Source organism: Clostridium sp. CM038, assembly GCF_055081105.1.
Genome location: NZ_CM143651.1, coordinates 1,101,383 through 1,121,355, shown reverse-complemented (window position 1 = coordinate 1,121,355; position 19,973 = coordinate 1,101,383). Strand labels below are relative to the sequence as shown.

At 31.3% G+C, this 19,973-nt stretch carries 20 protein-coding genes; 3 read left to right on the top strand and 17 right to left on the bottom strand.

Annotated features, from left to right (window positions below; genetic code table 11):
- Positions 1-175 precede the first annotated feature (175 nt).
- From ACWJKS_RS05050 to ACWJKS_RS05035, 4 genes are all read right to left on the bottom strand, one after another.
- Positions 176-1,171: a M28 family peptidase gene (locus tag ACWJKS_RS05050; RefSeq protein WP_462960593.1), complete on the bottom strand. Its 996-nt coding sequence runs from the start codon at positions 1,169-1,171 to the stop codon at positions 176-178.
- A gap of 292 nt (positions 1,172-1,463) precedes the next feature.
- Complete coding sequence (locus ACWJKS_RS05045) at positions 1,464-2,456, bottom strand: alpha/beta fold hydrolase (protein ID WP_165414767.1); 993 nt, start codon at positions 2,454-2,456, stop codon at positions 1,464-1,466.
- A gap of 212 nt (positions 2,457-2,668) precedes the next feature.
- Positions 2,669-3,250, bottom strand: a complete 582-nt coding sequence (locus ACWJKS_RS05040) for a flavin reductase (RefSeq protein ID WP_462960592.1) — start codon at positions 3,248-3,250, stop codon at positions 2,669-2,671.
- A gap of 263 nt (positions 3,251-3,513) precedes the next feature.
- Positions 3,514-3,999, bottom strand: coding sequence for a MarR family transcriptional regulator (locus tag ACWJKS_RS05035; RefSeq protein WP_462960591.1), 486 nt, complete (start codon positions 3,997-3,999; stop codon positions 3,514-3,516).
- Between the two features lie 487 nt (positions 4,000-4,486).
- Here ACWJKS_RS05035 and ACWJKS_RS05030 point away from each other — a divergent pair, with 487 nt between their 5' ends.
- Positions 4,487-5,611: a hypothetical protein gene (locus tag ACWJKS_RS05030; RefSeq protein WP_462960590.1), complete on the top strand. Its 1,125-nt coding sequence runs from the start codon at positions 4,487-4,489 to the stop codon at positions 5,609-5,611.
- Positions 5,612-5,789: 178 nt separating this feature from the next.
- On the opposite strand, the gene ACWJKS_RS05025 is transcribed toward ACWJKS_RS05030, so the two are convergent.
- Both ACWJKS_RS05025 and ACWJKS_RS05020 read right to left on the bottom strand, forming a co-directional pair.
- Positions 5,790-5,948, bottom strand: coding sequence for a hypothetical protein (locus ACWJKS_RS05025; RefSeq protein WP_220320536.1), 159 nt, complete (start codon positions 5,946-5,948; stop codon positions 5,790-5,792).
- 158 nt (positions 5,949-6,106) lie between these two features.
- Positions 6,107-7,267, bottom strand: a complete 1,161-nt coding sequence (locus tag ACWJKS_RS05020; protein ID WP_220320537.1) for a MerR family transcriptional regulator — start codon at positions 7,265-7,267, stop codon at positions 6,107-6,109.
- Positions 7,268-7,647: 380 nt separating this feature from the next.
- Here ACWJKS_RS05020 and ACWJKS_RS05015 point away from each other — a divergent pair, with 380 nt between their 5' ends.
- Positions 7,648-7,788 carry a hypothetical protein gene (locus ACWJKS_RS05015; RefSeq protein WP_216304528.1) on the top strand — a complete coding sequence of 47 codons (141 nt, stop codon included), beginning with the start codon at positions 7,648-7,650 and terminating at the stop codon, positions 7,786-7,788.
- Positions 7,789-8,111: 323 nt separating this feature from the next.
- Here ACWJKS_RS05015 and ACWJKS_RS05010 read toward each other — a convergent pair whose 3' ends face one another.
- From ACWJKS_RS05010 to ACWJKS_RS04990, 5 genes are all read right to left on the bottom strand, one after another.
- Positions 8,112-9,521 (bottom strand): sugar porter family MFS transporter, encoded by a 1,410-nt coding sequence (locus ACWJKS_RS05010; RefSeq protein WP_462953074.1) that lies wholly within the window; start codon positions 9,519-9,521, stop codon positions 8,112-8,114.
- A gap of 146 nt (positions 9,522-9,667) precedes the next feature.
- On the bottom strand, positions 9,668-10,564 hold the full coding sequence (iolE, locus tag ACWJKS_RS05005) for a myo-inosose-2 dehydratase (RefSeq protein ID WP_462960589.1): 897 nt from the start codon (positions 10,562-10,564) through the stop codon (positions 9,668-9,670).
- A gap of 18 nt (positions 10,565-10,582) precedes the next feature.
- A complete protein-coding gene (gene iolG / locus ACWJKS_RS05000) occupies positions 10,583-11,596 on the bottom strand; it encodes an inositol 2-dehydrogenase (RefSeq protein ID WP_462960588.1) in 1,014 nt (337 codons plus the stop codon).
- 40 nt (positions 11,597-11,636) lie between these two features.
- Positions 11,637-12,689, bottom strand: coding sequence for a zinc-dependent alcohol dehydrogenase (locus ACWJKS_RS04995; protein WP_462954139.1), 1,053 nt, complete (start codon positions 12,687-12,689; stop codon positions 11,637-11,639).
- An 85-nt stretch (positions 12,690-12,774) separates the two neighbouring features.
- The gene (locus ACWJKS_RS04990) at positions 12,775-13,602 is read right to left on the bottom strand and encodes a sugar phosphate isomerase/epimerase family protein (RefSeq protein WP_462960587.1); all 828 of its coding nucleotides are present in this window, start codon (positions 13,600-13,602) and stop codon (positions 12,775-12,777) included.
- Between the two features lie 275 nt (positions 13,603-13,877).
- Between ACWJKS_RS04990 and ACWJKS_RS04985 the strand changes: the two genes are divergently transcribed.
- Complete coding sequence (locus ACWJKS_RS04985; RefSeq protein WP_462960586.1) at positions 13,878-14,495, top strand: helix-turn-helix domain-containing protein; 618 nt, start codon at positions 13,878-13,880, stop codon at positions 14,493-14,495.
- On the opposite strand, the gene ACWJKS_RS04980 is transcribed toward ACWJKS_RS04985, so the two are convergent.
- The 6 genes from ACWJKS_RS04980 to ACWJKS_RS04955 form a co-directional block, all read right to left on the bottom strand.
- Positions 14,470-14,712, bottom strand: coding sequence for a hypothetical protein (locus ACWJKS_RS04980; RefSeq protein WP_462960585.1), 243 nt, complete (start codon positions 14,710-14,712; stop codon positions 14,470-14,472). The two genes, ACWJKS_RS04985 and ACWJKS_RS04980, sit on opposite strands and share 26 nt — an antisense overlap.
- A gap of 127 nt (positions 14,713-14,839) precedes the next feature.
- Positions 14,840-15,286, bottom strand: a complete 447-nt coding sequence (locus ACWJKS_RS04975) for a PTS sugar transporter subunit IIA (RefSeq protein ID WP_462960584.1) — start codon at positions 15,284-15,286, stop codon at positions 14,840-14,842.
- Between the two features lie 27 nt (positions 15,287-15,313).
- Positions 15,314-16,729 carry a PTS fructose transporter subunit IIC gene (locus ACWJKS_RS04970; RefSeq protein ID WP_253198271.1) on the bottom strand — a complete coding sequence of 472 codons (1,416 nt, stop codon included), beginning with the start codon at positions 16,727-16,729 and terminating at the stop codon, positions 15,314-15,316.
- A gap of 229 nt (positions 16,730-16,958) precedes the next feature.
- On the bottom strand, positions 16,959-18,893 hold the full coding sequence (locus tag ACWJKS_RS04965) for a BglG family transcription antiterminator (RefSeq protein ID WP_462960583.1): 1,935 nt from the start codon (positions 18,891-18,893) through the stop codon (positions 16,959-16,961).
- Between the two features lie 334 nt (positions 18,894-19,227).
- The gene (locus ACWJKS_RS04960) at positions 19,228-19,620 is read right to left on the bottom strand and encodes a nucleotidyltransferase substrate binding protein (protein ID WP_216304134.1); all 393 of its coding nucleotides are present in this window, start codon (positions 19,618-19,620) and stop codon (positions 19,228-19,230) included.
- Positions 19,601-19,906 carry a nucleotidyltransferase domain-containing protein gene (locus ACWJKS_RS04955; protein WP_220287008.1) on the bottom strand — a complete coding sequence of 102 codons (306 nt, stop codon included), beginning with the start codon at positions 19,904-19,906 and terminating at the stop codon, positions 19,601-19,603. The genes ACWJKS_RS04960 and ACWJKS_RS04955 overlap by 20 nt, the downstream gene beginning before the upstream one ends.
- Positions 19,907-19,973 lie beyond the last annotated feature (67 nt).

The following is a 19,973-nucleotide window of genomic DNA, read 5'->3' as shown; positions in this document are numbered from 1 at the left end:
TTCGACATTGATGTCCTAAAATCCTTTTTGAATATAAAAAAAAACACTCCAATTTTAAATTAGAGTGTTTTACATTTTATGTTTGTCAACGGTCTGACCCCATATCATTAGATATGGGGTTACTTGTGATGAAATATAAATATAGTTTTTTATTAGTCTCCTTTTTCAACAATAACTATTGTATAAATATTACTCCATCATTTGCCCCTATAAAATCACTTATAGCATTTGCAATTTTATCTATTTGCCCATAATCTAAAGTGTCCGGAGTATCTGTGGGTTTATGGACTAAATTCTCAACATTTTCTTGTGCTATAAAAACACTGGGAATCCCCATAGATTGAAAATTGACATGGTCACTTAAACCATGCACCACAGTATCTTCAAATCCAATGTTATCCTTTTTAAAAGCAGTTTTTACTGCGCCATATAACTTATTGGAAAGCTCGTTCTTATTCTTTAGAGCAAGTTTTCCTCCTTTTTTAGCTCCTACACAATCTATATTAATGTTATAGAAATTATAATTAGTAGATGTAACAGCATTGACAAAAGCTTGACTCCCCTTTAATCCAACTTCTTCTCCATTAAAGGCACAAAAAATTATATCCGTATCAAATGGTTTTGCTTTAGATTTCTCTTTTAGTTTATGTGCTACTTCTATTAAGGCTGATACCCCCGAAGCATTATCTAATGCTCCCCTAATAATTGTTCCATCCACATATCCTAAATGATCAAAATGAGCTGATATCACTACTGCATTTTCGCTTTTTTTACCTTTTATAACTCCTACAACATTATTAACCATTTTAAGTTTAATATTATTTTCTCCGCCTCTATAACTGCTGTTAACTCCCAGATAATATTTTTGATAATAACTATCATCAAAAAAAGGGTCTAATCCTATGTCTTTAAAAGTTTTCACAATATATTCGCCAGTTTTTTCATTTCCTTTTGAGCCAGTTAATCTCCCCTGAAACTCATCTGAGCATAAAGTAGCAACTGTTTCTTTAATAGTTGGAATCTTTACAGGAGTTTGAACCTGCGATACTTGTACTGATTGTCCATGGTTTCCAGTAGTTGTCTTAGAATTTTGGCTAACTTCTGGAGAAGAACAAGATGAAAAAGTTAGAACCATGGCCAATATAACACTTAATTTTAGTATAGGCTTCATATAAATTCCTCCTAACAGTTTTATATTTATAATTCTTTCCAATATTATTATGGCTATTCAATCATTTCTGTAAATAGTCCTCAAACGAAATTTTATAATCTGGGTAATCTCCCTTTCTATCATCATCTTTACAATATAAAATCCTTGTTTTCTCAAGATTCAGCTGCAATCCTGAAAATGACCCCCTTAGAATGGCCAATAAAAAAAAGATAACTCCTGTTCACAATACAGAAATCACCCTCTTAATCTAGCGCAAACTTTACTTGAATTGACCTTAACAAAGTACCGATTATTATTTCATAATCTTTTGATTATCATCCTTGTGTGGTGAATTTTTATTTTCTATAGTATTAATCATGTCTTTAATTGCATTTACTACGTACTGAGGTTGGTCTATATATATATAGTGTCCAGAATTTGGAACTGGTATTCTTTTAGAATAATTAGAGCAGCTAAGCCAATCTTCTTGTTCTGCGTTTACAACTGCTTGATATATGGGTCCCATACCTTCATCATCTGCTGATAGGTAAGTTAATGGTACATTTCTAAGTACATCTCCTGCTTGGTACACCTGCTGCTCACTTTGTAATACTTCATCTATTGTGCCATCCGCTTTAGTAAACTGACCTAAGAGAGATTCTTTCAGTTCTGGCATATTTGAATTAATGAAATTCATCGCATCCCCCATAACATTCTTTCCTGAACCATCTACCATAATTATGCCTGCAACCTCTTTTCGATATAATTTTGTAAATTCAACAGCATCTAAACTAGCTATTGAATGAGCTACTAAAAGATAAGGTGCTTTAACACCTTTTGCTCTTAAAAGGGCATGTAAGTTACGAGCTTTATCAATGGCTGTTTTGCCATTACCTTTTTCAAATATTGAGCTATCATATGATACTGAGCAAAAATTATTATTCATCAATAGTTGCCTATCTTTATCATTTAATGGTTCTCTATTGGCAGTGTCATCACTTTTTCCAAGCCCTGCTCTATCATATGTTACTGTTCTTGCATATTTAGATATTTCCTGTTGAATTTCTCCCCAACCTTTTTGGGGATCACTTTCAGTATTTATACCATCATTATAACCTGAATCAAACACTACAGAAACCTTGCCCTCTCCCGCTATTTTAGTATATAGCCCGAAATCGCCTATGCTTACCTTACCTTCAAATTGATTATTATCTTCCTTAGCATATGCATTTATTGAGAATGACCCCAACATTAGTGTAGCCGCTACTACCGTAGATATAAGCTTTTTTGATACATTTCCTCTCATTTTAACGCCCCCTTATATTTTTAAAAATAAGATAGTTAAATACCTTACATATAAGAATATACCATATTTTATATTTCAATTCCATAAAATTGTATATTTTGCAATTTTATGGAAAATTAAAAAAAGAGTTGTTAAAAAACAACCCTATTTTTAACCCCTACGACTTAAGCAGAGAATGACTTATTATTCTCTGCGTTAATTCTGGTTTCTTCTTATTTCTTTACCCAAACATGGGTGATTTCCCCAAATGCAAATTTGCGATAATGGTTTGCTTCTTTGTAAGCTTCGTTTATATAGTCTTTAGTTTCTTGTGTGTAAAAATCATTGGGATTGGGGGTAGTAAGTTGCGTTAATTTACATTCAATAATTAGTCTGGCTTCTTTGAAAGACATATCACCGGAAGGAGTTTGAACACTTGTCAATTCAACTTCTTTCATTTTTTCACTATCTCTTCCTGATTTACTTCCCAAAAGGAGCACTTGTTCCTTATATTCATTCGCGAAGTAAGACAGCGTATATGTTTGCTCTTTTTGAATTATTTCAAGCGTATAACGGTCTGCTCGAAGAATACACCAAGTGGTGGGCTTTTTGAAAAGAGTTCCCAAACCACCCCCACTGCCTATCATGGAATTATAATGATCTTCCTTGCCCGCAGTAATAACCGTAAATTCTTTTCCTACCAACGGACCTACCAACGTAAGTACATTGTCGCATATCTCTTCCGTAGAAATTTGTTTAAATAATTGATCAAAATTCATCTCTTTGACATTTACATGATTTATTTTTTCTTTCATTTTTTCTCCTTTTATGTCTGGTCTATTTATAGTATTATTATATATACTATATAACGGTTTGTTCTGTAGATTGTGTATTGATTTACTTAAATTTACACATTTAAAATTCTCACCTCTCGAAAAAGAATAGTTATGTTTCCTTGGCAACATAACCATTCTATCACTTTATTGTTTCCTTGTCAATAATAAAGGGGACTGTATCATACGCTGATGTTTCAGCGTTTTGATACAGCCCCTTTAGGCTACTTTTTTATACAACCCCATTATTCAGAATCATTTGGATTTTTTATATCTACACCTTGCTTCTTTATTTCTGCATCCAAATGCCTACTATACTTTTCGACGAAGCTAAGCATGATATCAAATTGTTCCTCGGTTACCTCTTCAAATACGGCTTTATCCCGCTCTTGAAACTCTTTGTGCAACTGCTCATGGACTTTGTTAATTACTTTCCCTTGCTCAGCAAGCCTAAAATAGATTTCTTTCTTATTATCCGGTTTCTGGTAGCTTTCGATAATGCCTTTTTTTATGAGCTTCTTAGTTAGTTTACTTATGGCACCCCTAGTCATATAAAAGGACTCCGCAAGTTTTGTCACGTTTGAATCTATATTTCTTCCAATGTATTCGATGCAATGTACTTCAGAAGACTTATAGCCCTTAAGACTGTCTTTCATCTTAACCTTATTAAGCGAAACTATCTTGTTTAATAAGTCCCTGAAACCTATTATGACCTGTTCTTCTTTGTTCATGGCCTGGCCTCCCACCCGTTAGTGTATTAACAATATTATATTATACTTTTGTTTCTATTTCAACAATGTTAAAGTAATTATTCTAAGCATTGAGCTACATCTGAAAAAATAGAGACAAAGTCGTATAACCATTCATCATTCGTGTTATTTCTATGATATTAGCAGATTATATAGAAAAAAGACATTACTGCCTTTTTAAGTTGATGTACAATATATGAAAATACCCCAATAAAAAAGGTATCTAATACTTCTGGTAAAAATACAACAAGCTTTCTTAATACATGTACAGTGAAATCAAGTGGGGCAATTCCTGAACTTTAATCTAAACCAAAAGTATCAGATATATTGCCTACTTTACTATTGTCATTATAAATCTTACTCATAGTATTATTACCACACATCCAACAAATAAGATAATTATCATAATTGTCATAGTCACATATTATATAAAGTAGAGCTTTTTATTAGAATTAAGGAGGAAAATATTATGGGGATTAATCAAAGACCAAACAGTAGGTATTATTGGCATGCTATTGATGAGAATGATATTGTAAGTTGTAAAAATTGTACAAATTATAAAAAAAAATATTGTGAAACTTGTTGTAAACCAAAACCATGCCCACCACAATGTCCACCTGGTCCACAAGGGCTGAAAGGTGATACTGGATTTCAAGGACCTGCTGGTCCACAAGGACGGAAAGGCAATACTGGCGCTCAAGGACCTGCTGGTCCACAAGGACCGAAAGGCGATACTGGGACTCAAGGACCTGCTGGTCCACAAGGACCGAAAGGCGATACTGGAGCTCAAGGACCTGCTGGTCCACAAGGACCGAAAGGCGATACTGGGACTCAAGGACCTGCTGGTCCACAAGGACCGAAAGGCGATACTGGAGCTCAAGGACCTTCCGGTCCACAAGGACCGAAAGGCGATACTGGAGCCCAAGGACCTTCCGGTCCACAAGGACCGAAAGGCGATACTGGAGCTCAAGGACCTTCCGGGCCACAAGGGCCGAAAGGCGATACTGGAGCTCAAGGACCTGCCGGGCCACAAGGACCGAAAGGCGATACTGGAGCTCAAGGACCTGCCGGGCCAAGTAGTTGTGAATGCTGTTTACCAAGTTTAAGAGTAGTTTTAGGTTATCTATTTAGCGTTAGTGCAACTAACATAAGGGTTGAAACAGTAGCACCACAACCACCTGTAACTAATGACAGCATAGATAGATTTTATCCTGATGCAAATGATGCATCCACAGCGGTATTAGTTCAATTTAAAGATGGAACAATTGTATCTCTTTGTGAAATTGAGTTAATACAAGCTTCCGCTTTAGTAGATAGTTCTTCCGATAAAGTACCAGATGCATTGAAAGTTGCTTTGGATAAAACTATTAAAGATATGTCAGATGCTTGTAAGCAATGTTGCTCTGAACAGCTAAGATTATTGTTTGAAGATAATATTAGTAAAAGTGTTGCTAATATAGATTCAAATAGAGACAATATAATATCAGGCAACAACACTGTTTTAGCAACTGGTGCAAGTTTAGCATTAATTGACATTCCTGGAACCGATGGAGCTGCAGTTAATTTATGTTTTGTGTCTTCAGTAAAATTCTAGTATAAAATATTTTGTATTTACTTAGTAATAGATCATTAATACCTTTAAAATATCTATTTGGGTAGATTCAAATAGGGTTCAATGGACATAATTGTAAAACTGGTCACATGCTGGAACTAATATTCAGCATGTGCCTAAACACTTCTCAAATTTATTAGATCAAAAGATCTTATATCGTTCATGTAAACATAAGTACGAAGGAATGTTGATTTTTCTTACATATTTCCGAAAACCATCTAATAAGTTCAAAAGAACCTTCTTCATAGTAATTGATCCCCAATTTCTCATAATACTCGATCTCATCATAGGAAAATATATGTTCCACTTCTTGAAACAAATCATATCCTCCAGAAAAATAAATATCTCTATCAATTCTTTTGTCATGGAAAAACTCATTAGCATCTCTTGTCATAGAAAACGGATAGAAAATCCAGATGTAAAGCCTTCATTAAAAATGAAACATCTCAAGAAATTGAGAGTGCTTGGAATAATTCATTACTTATTATTTTCAGAATAAAATTTTAAAGCTTCTCCAATAAATTTAGATGCACCAGTGCCATATTCCTTATCGATTACTTTTATATACGTAGGATTTGATAAATAATGATCAGCTGTATAACCCCAATAGTTATCTCCAACATCCACTTTTAAAGATTCAAGACTCTTTTTAGTTATAGCTGCAATTTTATCAACAATTTGTTGAATCTCTTTTGAAGAAGAATCTTTACTTAAGTCAGATGTAAGCTTTTCATATAATGTATTTATTTTAGGCAGCTTATCTGCCAAATAATTTTTTAGGGCTTCTCCGATAAATTTAGATGCACCATTTCCATATTTCTTATCAACTTCTTCTATCCACTTAGGATATACTAAATAAATTTTTACCATAGAGTACCAATAATCATCCCCATTATCCATTTTGAAAATTTCATAATCTTTTTTAGCTATATTTGTTATTTCTTCAGCAATCTGTTGAATTCCCTTTGAAAAAGGATCTTTACTTAAGTCAGATACAAGCTTTTTATATAGTTCTTTTAATTTAGGATGCTTATCTTCCAAGCAATCTTTTTTAAACTTATCATATTGTTCTTCTTTAATAAACATATCACTATTAAAATTTTTCTTCATAGCTTTAACATATTTTTTAATACTTCCATATTGCTTTATAGCCATTTTAGCAATCTCAGCTTCCTTAGATTTACACATTCCAATAAATTTATCATATTTATCCATACTACCATAAGATTTAATTATAATATTTTTGTGTTCAGTTTTAAATTCTTCTAGTGCATTATAATATTCACTCATATCAAATTCTTCAAAACTCATTGTGGTTTCTCCTTTTAATGTTTTATTTACAAGTTCTATTAAACCATTCAATCTGTTGCGTTTTAGTATAAGCAATTTTTCATGACTTTTTAGTGCTTGCATTTTATCAAAGTGGGCACTAGCCATGATTTCTTTAACTTCTTTTAGTGGTATATCAAGTTCCTTAAAAAATAAAATCTGTTGCAAGGTTTCAAGAGCTTCATCGTCATAAAGTCTGTAACCTGCGTCTGTAAAATTGCTTGGTTTTAACAATCCGATTTTATCGTAGTAATGTAGCATGCGCACACTTATTCCTGTCAAATCCGAAACTTGTTTTATTGTTTTCATTGCTGCACCTCCAACTTTGACTTTAGAGCTATCAATACTGTTTAATACTCGCCGTCTATGAGTTTTGCCAATGTCGTTAAACTCTATTTTTATATTACACTATGACATAGTGTTAGGGTCAACACTTTTTTACTTTTTTTTAAGAGCATAGAGCATCTAATTTAGTTAGACAAAGTAGCAAAACAAATTATATCCATGATTTATTAATATCCCCCAGGGAGTTTTTCTAAGGAGCTTGCGACTGCGGTTGCCATTAACGCTGTGAAAGTCACTGTGGTACTATTTATGATTTTAAGTGTTATTTCTATGATAAATACGTACAATATGATAATAGGGCAAATTACCATATTAGAATAAAAGAAAATCAAAAGGGGGATATTATGAAGGCAATTGTTAAGGGTAAGGTAGCTGTTAACAAGTCAGTGGAGAAAGCTAAGAGCGTCAAGGCAAAGTCCAAGATAAAACCTACAGAAAGTATTGGTAGACAAGGAAATCTTAAAAAGAAAAAGAAAGGGAAATAATTTCTTGATGTAAGTAATAAATATGGTAAAGAACAAAATTTAGAGGAAGAAATAAACAAATACATGGAATAACATGCTATTTGGGAAACGCATATAATAAATATTGCATTTAAAAAACCATATGTTGCTTCTTTGATTTATAAAGGTTAATGTTGCAATAACCCCTATTAAGATCATTGTCATCTCAAGTAACCCCCTATCATAGATATGGGGTTACTTAAGATGACATATAAGAATAATCTTTATTATTATTGACTAGAAATCACACTAATTAAGAACCTATTTTTTTAAATGTACCTTTGTCTATATGTAATTCCTACTATTTATTTTTCTATAGTTATCCCTGTATTTTTTGTTTTATAATTCTTAAAAGTTTTCTCTAATTCTTCAAGAGATATACCAAGTGTTTCTGGTACACATTTATATACAAATATCATACCCATAGCGCCTAACACTACAAATACCATAAATGAACCAGATAAACCTAACCCTTTTAATATTGTAGGGAAAAGAAGGCCAATAAAAAAGTTAGTGGTCCATAGGAAAAATACTGCAATACCCATTCCTAATCCTCTTATTCTTATCGGGAAAATTTCGGCTAGTAATAACCAGACTATTGGTCCAAGACACCCTTGGAAGAAAGCTAAGAAAATCACAGTAAATATAAGTACAACGTATGGAAGCATACTTGAACCCGCTAACGTATTTGTAAGAATAGACATTGCAAGCATAGTTAAGGTAGTTCCAGAAAGTCCTATTAATAATAAGGGTCTACGACCAAATCTATTTGCAAAAAATTTCATATAGATAACTGCCGCAATAACAGACATTAATCCATTTGCTATATTAGCTATTAATGCCATTCGAGTTCCAAAACCGGCTTTTTCCAAAATTGTTGTTCCATAATACATCATTATATTAATTCCTGGGATTTGTTGTGTAACGGCTATTCCGATTCCAATTAATACAATGTGGCGAATCCATGGAGTATTTAAATCTTTAAAAGTAGCACACTCTAAATTTTTTTCAGATTGAATAACTTGTTCTATTTCTTTAATTTCCTCCTCTGCATCTTCTTCATTACGAATCTTTCTTAAAATCTCCAATGCTTGATAAAATTTTCCGTTAGCGGCTAACCATCTCGGGGTTTCAGGAACTGTTAATATTCCAACCCATAAGATAATTGCTGGGATAGTAGCAATGACTATCATATAGCGCCAAATACCAGGAGTATCAAAAACATTTCCTAAAATAGCATTCAATATATAAGCTAATAGTTGTCCAATAACAATCATAACTTCATTTTGGGTGACAATACTTCCCCTTAAGTGCGTAGGAGATATTTCAGCTAAAAATGTTGGTACAATAACTGATGCTCCTCCCACCGCTAGTCCTAATATAAATCTACAAAAGATTAAAATTGATGCACTAGATGAAATTGAGCAACCTAAAGTTGCAAAGACGAAAACTATAGCAAGAAATTTAATTATTGTTTTTCTACCGTATCTATCAGATAAACGTCCTCCTACTACTGCACCTATAGCTGCACCAAATAATAATCCGCTTGTAACAAGTCCTTCAGTGATAGTGTTTAAATCCAATTGATCCTTTCTAGCCATATAACTTAAGGACCCATTGATTACCCCCGTATCATATCCAAATAAAAGTCCACCCAAAGTTGATATAAAAGCTATTTTGCTTAGGAATTTTTTTTTCTTAAGATTTTGTTCCATACTAATTCCTCCTACTTCATAATTAGTAGCTTGTTAAATTCAGAAAGCATTGGTTTCCCTAGCTTTTAACTGGTAAACTTTTATATTTCCCTTCATTATAGTATAGTAAAAATACACCACATAAATTTAATATACTTACAGGGAGATTATAGTCCGCATGTCTCTTTAATATATTTTCTTGCCTTTACTGCATATTCAAATGGATTTGCCTTTGCAGGGTCTTGTTCTGCTTCCACCAATAGCCAACCCTCATAATTATTGTCTGCTAAAATTTTGAATATTGGCTTAAAATCAATGCTTCCATCACCTGGCACTGTAAAAGCTCCTAATCGAACTCCTTTTAAGAAACTAAGTTTTTCATCTTTAACCTTTTTTACTATTTCCCGTCTAATATCTTTTAAATGAACATGCTTGATTCTATTTATATATTTTTTAATTATTGCTATATGATCCTCACCTGAATATACTAAATGACCTGAATCAAATAACAAGTAAACTAAATTTTCATCAGTAATACTCATAAGCTTATCTATCTCTTTTGTTGTTTGTACTCCTGTTCCCATATGATGATGGTAAACCATTTTCATTCCCTTATCTTGAGCTAACTTTCCTAGCTTGTTTAATCCATTTCCAAGCAGCTTCCATTCTTCCTCATTAAAATGGTACTTCCCATCAAACACTGGAGTATCTAGTTCACCTTGTACGCTATGTCCTTGCTCAGCTACAACGATTACATTAGCCCCCAGATCATGTAGAAAATCTCTATGCTTAATAAATTCTGCCTCAGTTTCTTCATATGGTTTCGTAGTTAAGAACGAACTAAACCAAGCACTTGCAATTTCCAACCCTCTAAGCTCTAAAGCCTTTTTTAAAACTTTAACATCCTTTGGATACTTATTTCCTACCTCTGTTCCTTGGAAACCGGCTAATGCGGCTTCACTCAAGCACTGATCAAAAGTATTTTCTTTTCCTAAATCTGGCATATCATCATTTGTCCATGCAATTGGAGCAATACCTAATTTGACCTTTTTACTATCTAACATAATTAACACCCCTCATAATTAAAATTTAATTTCAGATAATTTAACTGGTCTATTCTCATGTAATGATTTTGTAGCAGCTTCACCAATTAATACAGCTTGTAACCCATCTTCACCATCTACAGGTGTATCTGTATTATTTACAATTGCGTCAATAAATTCTGTTACTTCCTGCGCATAAGCCTGCATATATCTTTCTAGGAAGAAGAATAATGGTTTTTCTCCTGTAACACCATCTTGAGTTGATATTACTGCCGATGAAGTGCTATCATTTGCTATTGAAACCTGACCTAATGATCCAAACACTTCAGCCCTTTGATCATATCCATAAGCTGACTGCCTTGAGTTATCAATTACTGCTAAAGTTCCGTTTTGCATCTTTAATGTTATAATAGCTGTATCAATGTCCCCAGCTTCGCCTATAGCGTTGTCTATCAATACATTACCGACTGCATAAACTTCTTCAACTTCACTATCTAAAAGATATCTAGCCATATCAAAATCATGAATTGTCATATCTAAGAACATGCCACCAGAAATCTTCACATAATCTATTGAAGGTGGCTCAGGATCTCTTGAAGTTATTTTCAAAATATGAGGTTCTCCAATTTTTCCACTAGCAACCGCATTCTTAACTGATTTAAAGTTATGGTCAAATCTTCTATTAAACCCTACTTGATACTTAACCTTAGATTTACCTAATTCATTAATGACTTCTTTTATTCTAGTTAAATCATGATCAATTGGTTTTTCACAGAAAACATGCTTTCCTGCTCTTATTGCTTCTATTGAGATTGGTGAGTGTGTATCTGTTGAGGAGCAAATTAATACTGCATCAATTTCTGGATCTTCTAATATTTTTTTATAGTCAGTATATACCTCAAGTATTCCCTTACTCTTTGCCCATTCTCTTGTAGCATCGTTTAAGTATGCATCAGCAATTGATTTAATTTCAGCATTTTTAACATATTTTGATATACTTTCTCCATGTACCTTCCCAATTCTTCCTACACCAATAATTCCAACCTTTAACATATTGCCCCGTACCCCCTCTTAATCAGCATATGATACTTGTTTATACTTGTAAATTTATCGCAATTTTAATATTATCTGATATTTTTAATCCATCAATAAACTCTTTTTCAACGTCGTCCAATGGTATTGTCTCAGTAATTACTTTTGAAATATTTTCACTGTTCTTCTCTATTATTTGTATTGCTTTTTCAAATCCTCCTGTACCGCCAATACTGCCATAAATACTTAATGCTTTTTTAATAACTGTTTCAAAATCTAAATCAATATAGTTCTGATGACCAATGCAAATGACAGTTCCACATCTTTCAGCTAGAATAAGTGCTTTCTTAAACGCTTCTCCACTTCCAGTAGCCTCAATGATAAGATCATAACAATTATTTGAATCCCCTATACTATCCTTAAAATCCATGTTAACTGTATTTACATTAGAAAAATCAAATGAAGAAATCAACTCTAGTTTCTTGCTTTCTATATCTGCCACTGTAATATTAGGGATACCTATCTCTCGTAATACAAATAATGACATCACGCCTATCCCGCCGGCACCTAGTACCAAAGCATTATTAATTTTTTTTAATTTTGATTTTTCAATTCTGTTGGTTATTGCTTGTACAGCAACAGCCATAGGTTCTGCTAGAACAAACGCCTTATGTTTGCTAATTTTTGGGCAATGATAAATATACTTCTCATTTTCAATAATATATTGTGCACATGCTCCGTCAATTGTTATACCTCTTTTTTGTACATAGTCACATTGATTTTTATTCTCTTTACAGAGAGTACATTCATCACAATAGATAGAACAATCCCCAGTTACTAAATCTCCAATATTCCAATTTCCTTTTACATTTTCCCCAATAGAACTTATTTTTCCTACCCATTCATGTCCCAAAATGATGGGATAACTATGTGGACCTAAGTATTTTCCTTCATATAGTTTTATATCGGAACCACAAAGGGCTACATAATTAACCTTTATGAGTATTTCACCATCCTTGATTGGGTTCAATTTTATTTCTTTAACTTCTATCTTTTGGGGACCACTTAACATTACAGCTTTGTTTTTAAAAAGCCCCGTTTTTTCTAAAACCATACTTATTACCCTCTTCCTTTATTTGTTTATTTGTTTTGAGACCATCTATATATCCTTTTATATCTAATAATGCATTCCCACTATACTAAAAACTATCGATTACATTAGTTAGGTACTCTTTACTTTCCTTTAATGCCTTATCACACATTTCTGAATGGTTATATAACTCTACACTTACATAATCTTCATAGTTATATTTCTTTAGGATTTCAAACACCTTTTGAAAGTTTATATCTCCTTCTCCAGGTATTTGATGATAATGTACCTTATTCTTAATATCTTCTATATGAATATGGCGTGTATATTGTAAAGAATTTTCTAAAGCTCCATAAAAATCATTTTCACAGCAATAAACATGTCCAATATCTAAATTCAACCTAAATCTTGGATTATTTATCTTTTTAATTAATTCTACTGCAACAGCTGATGTACCGACAAAAAAATTAGGTTCTGGTTCTATTGCTAGTATTATTTTGTCATCTTCTTCTAATAAGGTATCAATTCCCTCACAAAGATACTCCATAGCTTTTTCTTTATCCATACCTTCTTTTAATTTTCCACTTGCAAAATTTAAAACAGGTACTTCTAAATATTTAGCTACAGCTATTGATTTTTTTAACAAATCAATTCTTTTTCTTCTGCCCTCCTTTTCAGTATTTATTAATGATGGTTCAAATGGTTCAGAACTTAATAACTTATCCGCGCCAGTAGCAATACATACGATATCTATATCTATATCTTTGCATATTTTTTTTACTTGCAATAATTGCTCTCTACTCACCTTTAATGGATTAATATGGTTATCATGAAATGACATTTCTAAGCCATCGTAGCCAAAATTCTTTACCTTGTTGATGGCTTCAATCAACTCCAGCTTTCTTAATCCATTAGTGTTGTAACTTATTTTAGGCATACACAATCACCTCTTTCTTAGTTCCACTCCAATAAATAATTACTAATTTTTTCATTTTTTTCCTCCTCTTGATAATATTATGTACATTCATATTCCTATTGGTATAGTAACTGCTGATAACCCTTACCGTCCATCTTCATTATGATAGAGAACAATTTTATTTACATTTTTCATTGTGTTGATATTGATTATCGTTCTTATTTACATTATAATGGTTTTAAATTAGATTTTTTTAACATTATTACTATATTTTTTTAAAATATAAAGGAGATGCTATGAAAAATTTACTCAATCACACAGAACTTGCCTTAAGCATTAAGAATAATAACTTAGAAAATGCCAATATGATATATATGAAAAAGGTAAAAGTACTTTTAGTATTATCCAGTAATACAAATGAATTAAGGAAACTGCTCTACTCAATTAACATCTTTATATACACCTATTTCTGCAACAACAATTCCATAACCTTGGAGGATTTATGCTATAAAAATCTTAATCTTATGGACAATTATCACTTAAAGGAAGATTTAATTTCTTTAGGGAAAGCAATTATTAAGAGCTACATAAAAGCCATTCATCATGATAAATCAATATCAGAAAACGAAATTATAAAACATGCTTTGGCCTATATTCATTCAAATATTGAAAAAAAGATAACCTTACAAAAAGTTGCAACTCACATTCATATAAGCAGAAACTACTTGTGTTATCTTTTTAAAGAGAATACTAGTTTTAAATTTTGTGAATACATAAACATATGTAGAACAAATGTAGCAAAAAATTTCTTAGACAACTCATCCTATCCACTAGATGTGATTTATTTTAAATCTGGTTTTAATAGTCAAAGTCATTTTTGTACTACATTTAAGAAAAGTACGAAGGAATGTTGATTTTTGTTCCAATAATTTTCTTCCATATTTCCGAGAACCATCTAATAAGTTCAAAAGAATCTTCTTCATAGGCATCGATCCCTACTTCCTCATAATGCTCGATCTCATCATAGGGAAATATATGTTCATCTTCTTGAAGCAAATCATATCCTCCTGAAAAATAAATATCTCCATCAATTTTTTCGTCATGGAAAAATTCATTAGCGTCTCTTGTCATAGAAAACATACGGATATAAAATCCAGACAAGTTCTATTAAATCATTCAATCTGTATCTAATTTAGTTATTATTATATAAAAAAGCTATGAATTTAGAAATTTCTAAATTCATAGCTTACTATTTTACTTATCCCTCTGTATTGTGATTTAATAATTCTTCTATAACTTTTTTATCTGTTGCATTTACTATTTCTTCTTTAATCTCATCGTCCATTAAGCTTATAGCAAGTCTTTGAAGAATCTTTAAGTGTTCATTCTTTCCATCTTCTGGTACTGCTATTAGGAATACAATGTTCACCGGTTCATCATCAAGACTTTCCCATTCTATTCCACTTGAACTTTTCCCCACAACAACTGTTGGTACTTTAACCCAGGCTGACTTTGCATGTGGAATAGCAACTCCATCACCTATTCCTGTTGTTGATATTGATTCTCTTGCTTTAACATCTTCTACATATTTATCTACATCTATTAATCTTTCATCTATTAAGTTTGCTAAATGTTTTATAGTTTCAAACTTTTCAGATGTATTTAAATCTAAATCCATATATTTCACATCAAATAATTTACTCATATTTTTTCTCCTTGTATTCCTTATTTTTTAAGCTTTTTGCTCTTTTCTTATTTTCATACCTTTTAGATAATTAATCATCAATGCTGTAACAATTGAACCTACAATTATTGCTATTAAAAACATTAATATTCCGTCAATACCACCCATTAAAGCAACTATTGGGCCACCGTGTGGTACTCTATCAGCAACTCCACCTAACATAGCTATGTTAGCACCAACTATTGAACCTACCATTAATGATGGTATAACTCTTAAAGGATCAAGTGAAGCAAATGGAATTGCTCCTTCTGTTATTCCACAAAGCCCCATTGCAAATGCTGCTTTACCAGCATCTAATTCTTCACTACTGTAGTATTTCTTTTTTAAGAATGTTGCAATACCCATTCCTATTGGAGGAATTGCTATTGCTGCTGCAATAGGACCCATTATTTCTGGATTGCCTGCTGTTATCATTGAAACACCAAATAAGAATGCTGTTTTATTTACTGGTCCACCCATATCAAATGCGACCATTGCACCTAATATAGTAGCTAAAATTACTGAACTTGTGCCCGACAAACCTACTAGAAAACTTTTTAATGCTTCAAATGTTATTGTTATTGGTCCACCTACAACTAATATAAATACTAATCCCGTTACCAATGTTGATATAATTGGAATTACTATTATTGGCATTATTGGCTTAATCATGTCTGGAACTTTAATTGATTTTAATCCCTTAACTATATATCCAGCTAAAAATCCTGTTACTATACCGCCTAAAAATCCAGCATTCGCTTCTGACCCATAAAAAGATCCATTCGATGCAATATATCCACCAATTAGTCCTGGTACTAAACCTGGTCTATCACCTATTGAATACGCAATAAATCCAGACAATACTGGTACCATGAATAGGAATCCTGCTCCACCTATCTTCTCTATAATTTTCCAAAATGATTCATCTGGTATTACAAGTCCCGCATTAGTAGGTTTTCCACCAAATGCAAGTGCCATTGCTATTAATAGTCCTGCAACAACTACAACTGGAATCATATATGAAACGCCACCCATTAAGTGCTTATAAAAAGTTGGTTGCTTAGATTTTAATTCCTTCTTACTTTCATCAACACTCTTCATCCTTTTTTCTTTCTTCTTTTCTACTTTTCCATCTAAAAACATTTGTATTAGAACATCTGGTTCTTTAATAGCTCTAGTTATTGGACACTCTATCATTGGAAGCCCTTCAAATCTTTCTAAACTTACTGCTTTATCAGCTGCAATTATTATTCCATCAGCTTCTCTTATATCTTCTTCTGTTATTACATTTTCCGCGCCCGTTGCTCCTTGAGTTTCAACTTTAATTTCTACTCCCATTTTCTTTGCCATCTTACTTAACTTTGCTGCGGCTATATAAGTATGTGCAATTCCAACTGGACATGATGTAACTGCTAATAATTTCATATATTTCATCCTCCGTTTACTTTATTAATTAAGAAACTTCAAATGCTTTATTCATTTCTTGTCTTTATTATATATTGGATGTAAACATATTCATAGATACACTTTTTCCTGTTATAGCGGAAATTAAATATCTACTTTTAGTTAATTACAATTCTTTTAAATCATCATCTTAGATGCTGCAAAAATAAAACTTCAGAAGGAGATTTATCCTCCCACCGAAGTTTTATCTTTAAAATTTGCTTATTATCTTATTTAATTCTTCAAAATCATTACATTTAATAATATTTTTCACAACTTCAATGTCTATAATATTTTTATATAAATGCTCTAAACAATTTTTCCATTCATACCTATCTTTAACCGCCATACCTATAAGTAAAACTAATTGTACTTGTTCTTTACTCCAAGTAATTCCCTTCTTTAATACAGCAACAGCAATAAAAGACTCATTTATGTCCTCGCTCATATGATGTGGCACCGCAACTAATTCGCCTATTTCTGTACTAGCTATCTCTTCTCTTTTAAAAATACTCTCTCTTACATTTTCATTTATATACTCTCTTTTAATTAGTTCTTTTGTCATAAAATCTAGTAAATTGTCTCTATTACTAGCCACAACATTCTTAAAGAATAAATTTTCTTTAAGTTTACTTACAAGACCATTTGTATTATTAATTTTATTGTCTATCTTTTCTTCAATAAGCTTAATTTCTTCACTATCTAATAAGCTTTTAATATATATAACCTTATCTAATCTAATATCTAAAGGAACTGTAGATATTATTAAATCTGCTTTTTCTATTACGTCATCATTTAATTCATATCGCGGAATAGTATCTACAATATTTAACCTATTTTTAAAATGGGATTCTAACTTTACTTTAAGAAGCAGAGATGTCCCAACACCTGTTGTACATACTATTATGACTTTCTTTGCAGTAGATTCTCTGTTTTTATTTTTTCTTTCAATGGCTGCTGCAAAATGTAGAGCAATAAATCCAATATCATCTTCTGTTAAATTAAGGTCTGTTTCCTCTTTAATAATCTTGTTTGCGAGAAGTGAAAGCTCTAATGCAAAAGGATAGTTATTTTTTATTACACTCAGCATAGAATTTTCTACCCTAATTCCATATCTCGCTCTATTTATTGATACTTTAAGATGATGACCTAAGAAATTGATAAGCATATTATCATTAGTAAAATTGATATTAAAACTATTATTTATTGATGCTAATATTTTTCGTAGTATTGCATCTTCCTCTACATAATATTCTTCTGTTTCTTTGCTTGTTTCCATATGACTACTTGCCATTATATGTTTAGTCAGATATAACATTTCCTCTTCGATTAAATCAATTCCAAATTCATCCTTTATTTCATTACATATACTTTTAGCTATCTTAATTTTTGATTCTCTTTTTAACTTTTTTCTAATATCCGCATCATAAGAAATATTTTTATGATAATAGTTTCTAATAATCATTATTATTAAATAAGATTGTATATCTCTATATGCTATGTCCGATAATCTAAAATTAAATTTAGAAATATTATTTTTAATTATATAATTTATATATGTATTTTTTTCTCCTAAAATTTTCTTTATTTGGATATGCAGATTATTTTTTATTTCTTTATTACTAGCTAAAACATATCTATTGATGCAATAACGTATATTCTCTTCACTTCCAGTAATTTTAATTCCCTTATTACCAATCTTCTCTATATCAGCACTAAATTTTACTAGAGTATTTTTTGCAAGTTTAATATCATTCTTTAATGATGATAAACTTACATATAATTCATCTGCGAGTTCAATTTGAGTTATTCCCGCCATTCCTTTTAACTCATTTATTAATAACCTTGTTATTATATATTCTGCCCTTTCTATAGCTGTTAAATTATTAGATGTATTCTTTTCTTTGTTCTCACTTAAGAACTCCTTAAATGTTTTCTCTTTAAGAATTTCAATTCTATACCCTCTTGATTTTTCGGATAAAATAATTGCACCTTTATCTTCTAATATATAGTTTAATTCCTTTATATCACTTCTTATAGTTCTAGATGAGACGCCTAATGTATTACAGAGATATTCTCCAGTAACTATCTTATCAACACTTAATAATATGTGTAAAATCTTTTGCAATCTTAAATTACATATCATGTTTACCACCCTTATATTAATATTTAATTGTTTTTTATTCCTCTCATTCTTAATCTTCTAAAATGTATACTTTTTATACATGATAACATATCTATTACACCTCACAAATTATATTATACCAAAACCCATCTTTATAATATCCCTAATATAAACATATTCAAATTTACACTTTTCCCATAAATCAGCATATTAAGATAATAAAAAAAAGAACCTTCCAAACATTTGTTTTGTTTGCTCTGGTTCAAGTTTATTTATCTTAAATATAAAGATAAGTTATCTTCTATATAAAACAATTTCACAAATTTAAATGACGTTCTTGCTTCGCGACATCTCATTAATATGTTTGCAAAAAAGCTTTTAAATTATTAAATTCAGCAATATAACTTTTTCTAATTCGCTCAACTATATTTCTACCTATTGTTTCATCATACATATGTGATGTTCTATTCCTATCCAACATCATTTCGATCCAAATTTCCCCATCAACAATTATCTTATGCTTATATGCTATCTTAATAGTACTCCGTGGAGATATTTCCTCGTCTATTATACCCTGCTCTTCTAAATACGACTTCATAACTTTCCAACTTTGCTCAAATGTAAATTCAAATCTTTGAATAATTCCATCAATAATTATATCATCTGTAATATCCTTTTTTAATGCTTCGTCCAATCTAGCTAAGGCTTTTACAAAATCGCTTACTTTTTCACCTAATCTCTTTCCCATTGTATATAACAACCCCTTCCTTTAATATATTCTTTATTAATTCTTCTTTATTTAACTCATTAAATGATAATATATCAAAACTTAAAGGCGTATTTATTTCGCTTATATCCATATTAATATTAGCTAATGTCAAGTGCATCATTCCTGCTCCAACTATACAAATATCTATATCTGAATTATATTTATTATCGCCCCTCGCTCTCGAGCCAAATAATATTACTTTTTCAATTTCTTTATACTTTTCAAAAATTTCTTTTAATTTAACAACCAATTTTTCATCAATCATTTTATTATTACCCTTCTAGATATATTTCTTGAATTTTATGCATTTTTTAGATACTAGTTTTCACCAT